Consider the following 12,449-nt stretch of genomic DNA (forward strand, 5'->3'; position numbering starts at 1 on the left):
CTAATAATTGAATCCGATAACAACCTGAGTGTACAAAATTTTTTGTGTTTTGACTACCTTTTTATTTTGTATACTCATTTTTTAATTCTTTTCATAAAAAAACGGCCATTAACGCATGGTCGTTTTGATGGTTTAAGCTTGTTTGCTATTCATTTTATTGGTCAGCAGCAGCGCCGGTAGGACGATCACTAAGGCGGCGATCGCGGTCACTAAGAAGCCATACTGAAAGGCGTGCAGCCGGATCGCGACTAAATGCTGGCGGGCAAAAGTCGCCTGCTGCGCCGCGGGAATATGAAAGTGTCCATTGGCCAACTGCTGCTGGAACGTTTTAACGTGAGCGTTAGAATAGGCGGTGACAATGGTTGCGATCAAGGCCGAGCCAAAGGCGCTACCGACATTTTGAATGATCCGCGAACCGATCGAAGCCGCGGGAACTTGTTGGTGACTCATACCAGTATAGGCGTCAGCCATTAGCGGCATCAAAATGCCACCAGCACCGACACCGCGGACAACTAAAACGGCTGCGATCAGCCAATAAGCGGTGTGGGCATCGAACCAGTAAAAGGGTAGTGTGCCAACAAAGGTGATCAGCAAGCTGACTAGCACCACATATTTAGCGCCGATACTATCGGTCAGCCGCCCCGTTAGCGTTCGTGAGACCAGCATGCCGACGCCTTGCGGAATCAAGGCTAAACCAGCCGTCATGACGGTCATCCCGCGGACATCCTGGAAAAACAGCGGTAGCAACAGCATTGCACCGTTAAGCACCGTGCCAGCGATCAGTAACCCTAGCCCGGCGCCGTTGAAGGAAGCGTGGGTAAATAAGTTCAGTGGCAGCACCGCTTTTTCTTTGCGCAATGCCGCCCAAATGATGTAGAACACCAGAACTAGTAAGCCACCGCCAAGGAAAGTCAGTGTGGTTTGGTTAGTGAAATTGGCTAACTTGGAGGCTTTAACGATACCGTAGATCATGCTAGTAGTAGCGCCGGCCAAAAGGATGATGCCGACAAAGTCCATTTTGGCGGCTTTATTTTGAGCCGGATAATCAGGCATTTTCCATAGGATCAATAAAATTGAAATGAGACCAACAGGAACATTGACCCAAAAAATCCAATGCCACGACAGATATTTAATGATGATACCGCCGAGAACAGGGCCAAACAACGGTCCAAGGATCATCGGCAGGCCAACGGTAGCCATCATTTGCCCCATCGCCGCGGCACCTGCGGTTTGAACTAACAAGGTGGTCAATAATGGCATGATCAGGCCGCCGGCGAACCCTTGGATCACCCGCGCGCCGATCAACCACTGAATATTTGGTGACAGCGCCGAAAGGATTGAACCAACGGCAAATAACACCTCACCGGCTAAGAAAACGTGCTTGCCGTTGAATTTATTCAGCAACCAACTGGAAAACGGAACGGCGATCCCGGTGGCCAATAGGTAACAGGTGATCGTCCACTGCACCGTGGTCACCGAACTATTTAAATCATGCACTAAATTATGAATCGCAATATTGATCATCGTCGAGTCAAGTAACGGCGCCATGGCCCCCAAGAACGAGGACCCACGCCACCGTCATAACTGAACGCGGTAGTTTTTGTGCTTTAGTTGACATTATCATTCTTCTTTCTTTAAGAAACTTTTGGTATCTTATTGGCACAACCTGTATAATACACGGTGCAGGGTAAAAGTCAATAAGAAACTTTCGGTATCTTAAAAACGGAAATGCTTAAACGAATGACGTAGCGGCATTTGGACGCACAAAATTTATTTTTAAAATTGGGAGGGATCGTTATGGGCAAAACACGCCGGCGTGGCGCTGAACTAGAAGCAGCAATTTATCAAGCGACGCGGACAATCATTGATCGGGAGGGGCTCGCTGGATTGACCTTACCCAAGGTGGCGCTTGCCGCTGGGACCAGTAAGCCGGTGATCTATCGCCGCTGGAATACACCATTTGAATTAGCGATCGCGGCGGTACAAGATCAAATTCGGCGGGAAAATAAAGGTAACATGGATCAGTATGTTTTGACCGGAAATAGTTTGCGCGCAGACTTATTACAATTGATGCACCGATTCTTGATCAGTATTGATACGTTTGGCAATAGTTATTTACAAAGCTTATTCACCGAAATCAGTCAGCATGAAAATGAAGCTTTGCGCAAAATGATCGACCGCAGCTCCCAGATCGACATGCGCGCCATCGATGGTGTCTTAAAGCGGGCAACCGACCGTGGTGAAAACGTGCGCACTGATTTAGCTGATGATCTGAAGTTGTTGCCGTTTGACTGGGTGCGCTATAACATTTTTGTTCAAAAAGAGGTGACCGAACAGCGGTTGACCATGTTGGTAGATGATATTTTGCTGCCGATCTATTCTCAGGAATGAAAAAGAGCCGCTACATGTGTAATTGGGTTTATTCTGGAGTATGGTTAGCGTGAAACAGAGTAGGTTAGATTCCATTCCTTTGGCCACGGTCACGGTAGCACCTACCAAATTTAGTTGCGCAATCGGCAATTGTGATTGCACAAATCAAAATATAAGTTGGACGCAAAAATACCAGTCAAAACAGCTAAACTTGTTTTGACTGGTATTTTGTTTAGAAACGATTGGCCTAACTTAAAAGTGACGAATTATCCAACTTGTAGGTTATACTCAATCACACTAGCGAAGCATTTAATTATACAAAATATTCAATGCTCAATTACTGCCAAGGTGAAATGGAGGCGCCGGCGTATCAGCTGTGTCGATGTAACTTGGTGACCGTACTTTGGTCGCTTAGTTACATGCGCGATTGACAAGATCCATTTTCTTTTCCGACTGGTTTTTAATCGGAAAGAAAATTAGCTTGTCAACGCGCCACGCATTCCATACGCCAGCGCCGGAATGGAACCTAACTAACTCTGCTCTTGTGCACTAAATAATCATATTTCAGAATGAATCTGTAATTTATATCACACTCTTTTAGTCGACGTTCAATTGGTCGTCCTTAACTTCTTGTGCCGTTAGGGCGTCGAAGTGAGCGGCCGCTTTTTCATTGTCGGCTGGTTTTAAGTTGCGTAGGACTTTGACCACAATGATAATCAAAACGATCACGCCGGCGGTGAACACGAGATCAGGAACGATCCGCGCCCACAGAATTTCGACCACTGGGCTGCTGTGGTAGAACGATAATAACCGGGCGTGCCAGTAACCGTGTTCCAGCGCGTCTTTTAATTGCAGGTAACCGGCTGGTAACAAGCTGATGAAGACCATGCCGGCGAGGCCGATATTCATTAGCTAGGCGGACCAGTTAACTAACTTGTCCATTTTCGGTGTCCAGATTTTAGATTTAGAAATGTTACGTAAGGCGTATAACATGATCGCAATCGAGAACATACCGTAAACGCCGGCCATCGAACCGTGGGCGTGGGCCGAAGTCCATTGAGTGCCGTGTTCGAAATAGTTGATCGCAGGTGCGTTGATAATGAAACCTAAAGCACCGGCGCCGATCGCGTTCCAGATTCCTGTCCACATCAAGAAGACAAAAGTGCCTTTATACGGAAAGTCGACTTTGCTGTCCTTGAAGACGCGGTAATGAGTGTACGCTTCCCACAGCAACAAGCAAAGTGGCACCACTTCTAGCGCGGAGAAGCAGGCCCCTAGCGCTAGCCAAATCGAGTGATCGCCTTCCCAGAAATAGTGATGGCCCATGCCGACAACGCCAGAACCTAGCAGTAAGGTCAACTGGAAGTACAAGGCGCGAACCGTTGAGCGGGTGGTGGTCAATTTGAGGTCGACCATCAAGTAACCGATCAGGATCACGGCGAAGGATTCGAAGATACCTTCGACCCATAAATGAACGATCCACCAACGCCAGTAGTCGGCAAAAGTCACGTGGGAGTTCGGTAAAATGAATAGTGACGCCAGATAAAAGGTGGGGATCGCAATGGCACCGCAGAATAACAGTGTGATCAAACGTTTGCGGTCATAATTGTCCGGCCGTTTCATAGCTGGGATGAAACCACGCATCAAAATGATCACCCATAATAGCATGCCGATAATAAACAGAATTTGCCAGAACTTGCCGAGTTCAATATATTCCCAACCGAATTGGCCGAATAACCACCAATTATGGTTCAGCAAGCCTAGAGTTGACGCCCATTCGCCTAACATACTGCCGACAACCACGATGATCAATGCCCAGAAAAGCAGATCAACTAGCAGACCTTGGCGTTTTGGTTCGCGGCGTAAAACGCGGGGAACGATGTAGATCCCGGTGGCTAACCAAGTGGTAGCCACCCAGAAAATAACTAACTGTAAATGCCAAGCCTTGGCCAAGTTAAAGGGCCAAATATTCTGTAGCGGAATACCGAAAAATTCGTTTTCCACATAATAGTGGGCCATTAGTTCGCCGAGTAAGATCTGAACTAAGAACAGGCCAACGACGACTAAGAAAAACTTGGCGATTTTCCGCTGACTTTGGGTGATCGCAAAATCGGTGTCCAATAGCGGCATCTGGTCAGCGTTTTGATAAGTAGCGTCCATGTCAAAGGCGTACCGGCGCTGATAGTAGATGATCACGCCGACACCAGCGACCAGTAAGGCGACACTGATAGCGGTCCAAAGCAGTGATTCAGACGACATTGTGTTGCCAGCGTCCAAGTCGTAGGGCCAATTATTCGTGTAAGAATAAGTTTGTCCAGGCCGATTGGTGGACGACATCCAAGCGCCCCAGAAAAAGAAGCTGGTCAACTGATCGACTTTGTTGCCTTTATATATAAAGGCGTCGGTCTTTTTCGTGTTGATCATATTTTCAGGTAAGCCTGCTTGGCGGGGGTTATTGATGAATTCATGGCGATAGTAGCTGGTTAAATGCCGATAGCCCGCCGCTTGGGCTGCAGTTAACGTCAGCGTCTGGGTTGCTTTAGAATAGCGATTGACTTTAATTTCGTGGCGAACTTTATCTTTGATCGCCCCTTGTTTATAGTCGCTAAGTGTTTTAAATGATTGCTGGTATAATTTCTGCGCATAATAACTATCCATGCCCTGTAGATAGATGTGTAGACTTTGCGCAGTGTAGTCAGGCCCTAAGTAAGAACCATTACCTAAATAAGTGCCATAATCGGCTAGGCCGTATTTTTCGTAAACGGCCTGGCCGCTGAGTAGTTCGTGCTTCGTGACTAAAGTAGTGCCCCTGGTGGTCACGATTTTTGCCGGGCGTGGCGCTTCATTTTTGAAAATCAGCAAGCCACCGGCGATCAAGATCGAGAAAACGGTTACTAAAGTAGCGACTAAAACTTTGGTTAGCCGGCTATATGAATACTTGGTCTTTGCCAAGGTGATCATCTCCTTTTATTACGAATATAACATATTTTATATATTAAGAATATATAAAATTTAAATTTAAATTTTGCCTCGTAGTACGCACCGGTAACAGACCGCATTCCGCCATTAACTGGCAGTTAATCTGATCCAAGATCGCTTAAATGAGAATAAATAGGGGCCTGACACATTATTTTTAATGCGATCAATAACCGATTTAAGTAATTAATAGTGGACAAAATATAAAAAATTTTATATAGTAAAGCTTGTAAACGATTACAATTAAAACTAAAAGTAGATGCGGGCTAACGGCATAAATTATTTCCTGTGCCGGACAGGTAACTGTTCGTCTGTATTCAGAAAGTGTGAAGAAAATGACTTACCAACGCGTAACTAAAAAAGATGTTGCGGCCTTAACCGAGATCGTCACCGCCGCGCGTGTGATCTATCCAGCCACTGAGCACTATGACCATGACCAGTTTAAGCAGGTCCGTAGTCTGCCGGATGTTGCCGTACAGCCAGAAACTAATGAAGAAGTGGCGGCTATTTTGCGCTACGCTAACGCCAACTTGATTCCGGTGACGGTTCGCGGTAACGCCACGGGTTTGATGGGAGCTAATGTGCCGATCGAGCACGGCATTGATATTGATATGATCAAAATGAATCAGGTCTTGGAATATGATCCTGATAATTTAACATTGACGGTGCAAAACGGTTTTCGCATTCGCGATATTAATGAATATTTGGCGGATAAGCCTTTTACTTACGTACCGGCGCCAGCCATGAAGTGGGCGACCATCGGTGGAAATGCCAGCACTAACGCCGGCGGGATGCGGGCGGTCAAGTACGGCACGACCCGGGAACATATTCGGGGGATCACTGCTGTTATGGTCGACGGTACGATCCAACATTTTGGTAGCAAAACGGTGAAAAATAGTTCGGGATATGATTTAAAGGACGTCATTATTGGTAGTGAAGGAACATTGGCGGTTATCACCGAATTGATTTTGCGTTTAATTCCGCGGCCAACGGTTAACTTGGATGTATTGGTGCCGTTTGTCGATGTTAAAAAGGCGATCAGCGTTGTGCCTAAAATTCTGCGGGCCGGCTTAGTTCCCACTGGGCTGGAGTTCTTCAGCCGCGAAACCATTGAATATTGGGAGGAATACGCCCAACAACCATTTATGGATCACACCGGGGGCGGTTACTTATTGATCACTTTTGATGGGCATGATGGTGCTGTTGTTCAACGTGACCTGGATCGTGCGTTACAGATCGCCAAGGATAATGGTGCGCTGGCACCGGTTATGATGGGTGATGAAGCACACCGGGTAGCGATTTGGGAGACACGTAATCAGTTGCTGACTGCGATCCAGCAGACGACTACTGCAATTGATGAGGTGGATATTGTGGTACCGATCAGCGAAATTCCGAAGGTACTGGACAAGGTTGCAGAACTGCAGGAACAAGAACAAGTGGGGATGCCTAATTTTGGTCATGCTGGTGATGGCAACTTGCACATCTATATGCGGAAGGATGATTATTCTGACCAGGAGTTTGCGGTTAAGGTCGATCGGATCATCCGCCAGTTATACGCGACTGCGAAAGCCTTAGGCGGTGAAATGTCTGGGGAACACGGCATCGGTTTTGCCCGGGAACCTTATTTTGAGGCTTATTATGGCAAGGATAAAGTAAGAATCTTGCAGTTGATCAAAGACGCTTTTGACCCTAACCATATTTTGAATCCACATAAGATTTTTCCATTGGTAGGTAGTAACAAACAGGCTAATCGGCCATTGACATTAACGGATTAGATATAGAAAAAAAGGTGTTTCCGTGCTGAAACTGCAAAAATTGCAGCGAGTACGGAAACACCTTTTTATTTAGGCTAGGAACTATGCTTATCGCTAACGCGTCTACTGACGGAATTTGAAGTCCCAGTTCAGTTATAATCTGAATTGCGAAATAATTTATAGCCTTGTAGGCGGCGAAATTGTAGTAGGTACTGCTCCTTGCAAAGCTGCAGCCAACCGTAAGCCAGCAGCAGACTACCAAAAATATCAAGCGGCGTTGCGATGTGTAGTTGCACATTGGTCAATATCGCTAAAATTGTAAATAGCCACACGCCAAGCTGAGTGTTGCGGCGGTAATTTTTATCTTTAAGCAAAGGTAGGACTGCGGTGTAAATGCAAAAATCAATTAGTAACACCGCAAATAGACGCTTACTTGGAAAGTAGACTGCTAGGTTAGTTGGGCTAACTGCTACCAATTGTGTTTGATGAATAAAAGTACGCACCAATAGCGCCATTAATTCACCACTGAAGTAAGTGAATAGTACCCAGGTCGCGATCAATTTATGCTTAAAGCCCCATAAAAAGAACCACAGAAATAACGCATAAAGCGCGCAAAGTAAAGGACTACTTAAAACATAAAAAACCTGATTCAGCGGCGAGAAGTTCAGGGACAAATTCAGTGCTGTTTGGACCCAACTATTCAGACTGATCAGCACCGCCGAATTAAAATCGATCAGGGAGGTGATAATGATGAAGGCCAGCAAGGCTAGTATAAAATTCAGCTTACGTTCTTTATTGTGGGTGATATACATAGTTGCGACCTCCTTTTACTGTTCACCGTAGACGATTGTTTGAACTTGTTTGGCTATTTTAGCGATTCTAGGGAACCCACTTAGGCCGCTTTGTTTGTGGCCGTGGGTCATGATCACCAGAATGTAGCGCTGGCCATTAGGTAAGGTAACGATTCCGGCATCATTGTTGGTATCATTCAGAAAGCCAACCTTGTCCGCCACGGTGGTTTTAGCGGTGGCCGCAGCAACACCAGTAGGAATGCCAGTTCGGTATTTTTGTTCACCCATCAATTTAAGGATCTTTTTACGATCAGCATGATTGGTAAAAGCACCTTGACCCTTAGCCAGATCCTCCAATAACAACTGCAAACTGTGACTAGTGGTAGTTGCGGCCCGATTATTGCTGAAGACTGGCGCATACCAATTTTGGTGCTTGATAAACTGATTGATCGCAGCCAGACTATAGTGGACAAGTTCTTGTTCAGCAAAATCATTTTCGCTATTGACGATCATTCGGTAGAAGCCGTCTTCAGTTAAATTGGTCCAAGCAAAGTTACCTTTACTTTTTTGGGCCATTAAATAAGCGGTGATAAATAACTTATAAGTGCTGGCAGAAACTTCTGGCGTATTAGCGTTGGCTTCAACTTGTAACGCCCCTTCGCGATAAACATCTGCATATTCACTATTGGCGGCGGGGCTATTCAATTGCGCGCCTAGATTATAAAAGCTGACGCTGACCGTTTTGTCCTTCGTAACGGTTTTTAAATAAGCGGTTAAATTTTGTTTGATCGTTTTTTGGCGGCGTTTGATCTGGCTGCTTTTATTCAGTAATTTAGCATTTTCTGCTGGCATTGGCGGATCAGCTGGATGTTTGATGCTGATCAGGTGCGCACTGACAATGACCACTTCGAAAAGCAATAACGCGACGATCAATATTTTTTTGAGGGCATAACGATTGAATTCATTCATGATAGCGCTATTATATAACGGATCGACTGGTAGATTAAAGGCTTTCAGCAGTTTTTTAAGCATCGGCATTTTCCTGCACTGATTCGGTTTCCAAAATCAAAGTCACAGTAAAATTAGTTGGACTAGTTTCAACGTTTAGAAAAATATTTTCGTAGTGGCTTAAAATATCATTAACAGTGGATAGACCATAGCCGCGATTAGTGCCCTTTGTTGAAGTGCCAAGGGCGAAAATACGGTCTAAATCGATTGGGGCTGTGATCGCGTTTTGGATAATAAATTCAATTGTGGTTGCACTGGGAATGATTGCCAGGGCGACTTCTTTACGTGGGCTTTCCTGAGCTGCTTCATTGGCATTATCCAGCAGAATACCTAATACTCTGGTTAGAACAACACTATACTGCTGGAGATCAGGAATATTTTCCTCAATCTGCAATGAAAATAGGAATGATTGTTGTTCGGCGTCTATGATTTTGTTTTTAATGATGCTTTTGATCAGCGCATCCTTGATTTTCTGAAGCATGCGCTTATTTTCAAAACTAACGTTATCATCTGTGGTTTCATCCAATAATTCGTTGATCGTTGCTGAAATTTTCGGCGTATTGTTATTATTCGCCATGGTGGCGATCGCTAATAATAGATTTTTATAGTCATGCTTTGCTTTGCGTAAATTCTGGTATTGCTTTTCTAAATCGTGCACGTACTGTTTATTATCTTGGTTACGTTCTTTTTGGTGCTGTAATTCCTGATTTTTAATTTCCTTGGCGAAAATAAGTGCATTGGTCAGCAAGATAATAAATGATAGAATGCCAAACAGAATTAAAATTGTGGCCAGTAGTTTCGTTTCAATCTTTAACAGGCGCGTGATCCCCAATGCAACCAGTAAAAAGCTGAGTAAAATTAAAATATTTGAAGATAAATTCATGCGCAGAAAGTCTGTGTTTAAGGTGCTTTTATTTAGCAATTGCATAACCTTTTTATAGAGTAGGATCAGAATAAATGCGATCAGTGAAAATATAGTGATACAGATCAGGCTAAAAACAAGCCAATTCATGCCTGTTGCTCGATATATGGTGATAGTTAAAAAGCCGCCTAAGTTACTAGCAATCAATGTGATCAGTAGGGTGACCGCCAGATTGATGATTCGTTGGCGGAGCGCGACATTGTCGAACTTAAAAAGTAACAAGCAGGTCAATGGAAGTAACAAAATACTAGCCATGTTAAAGTGTAAATCAATTAATTCGATTAGTGGTATGGAGAGAATAGCAACGCTGAAATTACGTTTAGATCTGAGTTCTTTAAAAAGGATAAATAGAATAATATAGAATAGCAATAAGGCTAAAATATCTAAAATTGCCCAAACAAGTGTTGGTAAATGTAACATAATATCCCCCCCTTTTTTTACCTAACGCTAAATGCTTTAAAAATTCGGTTACTCACTTGCTATATTAAATGGCGTTACCCAATAGCCACCAAAGCGAATTAAACCTTAATTTTGTTAATCGGCTTTTATTGTTTTTATCAATCCAGTTATTTTGCGCGTTGCAACGGGAATCAGCTGATTATTGATCAAAATCAGCTCCAAATTAGTCGTGTCTAATTTTTTGATTTTTTTTAAATTGACGAGGTAACTGTTATGTACACGGTAAAAATCAGTGTTAGCAGATTCGATGGCGGTTAAATTACCATGAAATTCATGCACTGTTTTAGCGGTGAAAATTAATATTTTATGGGAGTTAGTTGAAGCCTTAAAATAAAAGATTTCATCCTTAGCAATTTTATAGGCCTTACTACCGATTTTGTAAACGAAATAATCGGATTCAATAATTTTTTTAGTGGTTAAAGTAGTCGCTTTATCTAAATTAACCAACAACTCGTTTTTAACTTGTTGCAGCCCAGTTTCCTTTTCAATAATTGCCAGCGGGACAATTTTATTTTTTACGATCAAGGGTAGCAATTCTTCATGCGTCGTTATGAAAATGATTTTGGCTTTAGTATCAATATGCTTGATCTTGGTGGCCAAAGTTATTCCGGTGGTAAGTGAATTGGCAAATTCAATATCTAAAATATATAGCGTTGGTTCAGTTGCATTTCCAGTCAGAAATTGAGCGACTTTGTTTGGATTAGCGGTTGCTAAAACCAATTGTGCTTGACGCTCAGTGTGCGTGTTTAGATAGCTTTTAACAAATACCTTATAGGTACGTAAAAGTTCTAGATTATCTTCGCAAATAATAATATTCAACAAAATAGTTACCCCCAAACAGCCAATTATTAAAGCCTACTATATAGTATACCATCACGACATACTTAATTTAGTATAAAAATGGGCTAGTAAATATTAAATCTGGAATATATAATAGACGAAGCAGTTAGGGTAAGCAGTATCTTTTTTTGACGGAAAATTAATCGGTAAATAATATATTTAATTAAACTATTGAGGTGGCAGTATGTTTTTAGCAGCAGTTATGAAGGAAATGCGGTTGCGTAAGAAGTTAACTCAATTTGAGTTGGCACAAGGAATCTGTAATCAAAATGTGATCAGTAAAATGGAAAAGACGAGTTATCCACCTAAGTTTGCCAACTTAATTCCACTTTTGCAACGGCTTGATCTAACTTTAAATGATGTTTTTTCAGAGTTTACAAATAGTGTCAATACCGAAATCGAGCAGGAACTTCTGACAATTGAACATAAAAGTCTTCTAATGAAAGAACATGCTTCTGAAGATCAGCTGGCGCTATTAGCCATTGATGATCAGAATCAGCAAATTAAGCTGCAATTTGTATTCATAAAGGCGCGTTTTGCAATTGAAGCCCAACAATTTGACGACGCTTTTTTTGAATTAGATAAAGTATTGGCACTAACAAAAAATGATAATTATGACATTTACACAATTTTAGCCTATCTGGATAAAGCCGCGCTTTATACTCAGCTCGAAGAAGCAGAAAAAGCGGCTTATTTTTATGAAATCGTTGAACAAGCACTTAAAATGAATTTTAATATTGGTAACGCAGATGCTGTTCAATTATTATATCTTTGTCAGCAGATGGGGATGCATTATTTTTTCAAGCAAGATGCGCTTATGGCAACTAAATATGCGGACTATGGGATTAAAATCGACGAAAAAATGGATCGTGCCAGCTTTTTACCAGAATTCTATTTGATCAAAACTTTTGCAGCAACCCAAAATAAGAATCAGCAGGCGGCTAAGGAATATCAAACAGCAACAATGGTCTACGCACGCTACTTTAAAAATAGCAAAATTGTTGAGTTAGCACGTGAGCTGTTGAATTAAGTGCTGAAAACACAATAATTGGTCATTGGGATCTGCAAAGGTACTTTTCATTAATTATTTGTGCGCTTCGCAATGAAACTGAATAGTTGGCTATTAAATTAAACTTAACAACAGTTTGCTTAACAGGTTTGAACACGTTGGCGATACAAATTAAATAGCTAACAAAGTAGCCATTCTTATTAAATTTTAATCACGAGATGGGTAATAAGAAATAGCGAGGACCTGACCAACTCAATCGTGCACTGGTGTGATCGCATTTTGATCACATTATTTTTTTCGACAAATTATCAGCACAACAA

At 42.7% G+C, this 12,449-nt stretch carries 9 protein-coding genes and 1 pseudogene; 3 read left to right on the forward strand and 7 right to left on the reverse strand.

The annotated features are described in order from the left end of the window. Positions 1-132: 132 nt before the first annotated feature. A pseudogene (locus FFM78_RS12275) lies at positions 133-1,618 on the reverse strand (MDR family MFS transporter). Positions 1,619-1,797: 179 nt separating this feature from the next. Here FFM78_RS12275 and FFM78_RS12280 point away from each other — a divergent pair. After that, on the forward strand, positions 1,798-2,391 hold the full coding sequence (locus tag FFM78_RS12280; RefSeq protein ID WP_137638692.1) for a TetR/AcrR family transcriptional regulator: 594 nt from the start codon (positions 1,798-1,800) through the stop codon (positions 2,389-2,391). 576 nt (positions 2,392-2,967) lie between these two features. On the opposite strand, the gene FFM78_RS14045 is transcribed toward FFM78_RS12280, so the two are convergent. Both FFM78_RS14045 and FFM78_RS12285 read right to left on the reverse strand, forming a co-directional pair. Continuing rightward, positions 2,968-3,279: a hypothetical protein gene (locus tag FFM78_RS14045; RefSeq protein WP_223877078.1), complete on the reverse strand. Its 312-nt coding sequence runs from the start codon at positions 3,277-3,279 to the stop codon at positions 2,968-2,970. A 3-nt stretch (positions 3,280-3,282) separates the two neighbouring features. Then, positions 3,283-5,322, reverse strand: a complete 2,040-nt coding sequence (locus FFM78_RS12285) for a nitric-oxide reductase large subunit (RefSeq protein ID WP_223877079.1) — start codon at positions 5,320-5,322, stop codon at positions 3,283-3,285. A gap of 359 nt (positions 5,323-5,681) precedes the next feature. Between FFM78_RS12285 and FFM78_RS12290 the strand changes: the two genes are divergently transcribed. Beyond that, on the forward strand, positions 5,682-7,121 hold the full coding sequence (locus FFM78_RS12290) for an FAD-binding oxidoreductase (protein WP_137638693.1): 1,440 nt from the start codon (positions 5,682-5,684) through the stop codon (positions 7,119-7,121). Positions 7,122-7,249: 128 nt separating this feature from the next. Here FFM78_RS12290 and FFM78_RS12295 read toward each other — a convergent pair whose 3' ends face one another. From FFM78_RS12295 to FFM78_RS12310, 4 genes are all read right to left on the reverse strand, one after another. Further along, positions 7,250-7,912, reverse strand: coding sequence for a hypothetical protein (locus FFM78_RS12295; RefSeq protein ID WP_137638694.1), 663 nt, complete (start codon positions 7,910-7,912; stop codon positions 7,250-7,252). A 15-nt stretch (positions 7,913-7,927) separates the two neighbouring features. Further along, positions 7,928-8,923, reverse strand: coding sequence for a serine hydrolase (locus FFM78_RS12300; protein WP_223877080.1), 996 nt, complete (start codon positions 8,921-8,923; stop codon positions 7,928-7,930). Next, a complete protein-coding gene (locus FFM78_RS12305; RefSeq protein ID WP_137638695.1) occupies positions 8,916-10,241 on the reverse strand; it encodes a GHKL domain-containing protein in 1,326 nt (441 codons plus the stop codon). Before FFM78_RS12305 ends, FFM78_RS12300 begins: the two co-directional genes overlap by 8 nt. Positions 10,242-10,355: 114 nt before the next feature. After that, positions 10,356-11,102 (reverse strand): LytR/AlgR family response regulator transcription factor, encoded by a 747-nt coding sequence (locus tag FFM78_RS12310; RefSeq protein ID WP_137638696.1) that lies wholly within the window; start codon positions 11,100-11,102, stop codon positions 10,356-10,358. A gap of 202 nt (positions 11,103-11,304) precedes the next feature. Here FFM78_RS12310 and FFM78_RS12315 point away from each other — a divergent pair, with 202 nt between their 5' ends. Beyond that, on the forward strand, positions 11,305-12,150 hold the full coding sequence (locus FFM78_RS12315; RefSeq protein WP_137638697.1) for a helix-turn-helix domain-containing protein: 846 nt from the start codon (positions 11,305-11,307) through the stop codon (positions 12,148-12,150). Positions 12,151-12,449 lie beyond the last annotated feature (299 nt).

It is taken from the genome of Loigolactobacillus binensis (genome assembly GCF_005405165.1).
GTDB lineage: Bacteria > Bacillota > Bacilli > Lactobacillales > Lactobacillaceae > Loigolactobacillus > Loigolactobacillus binensis.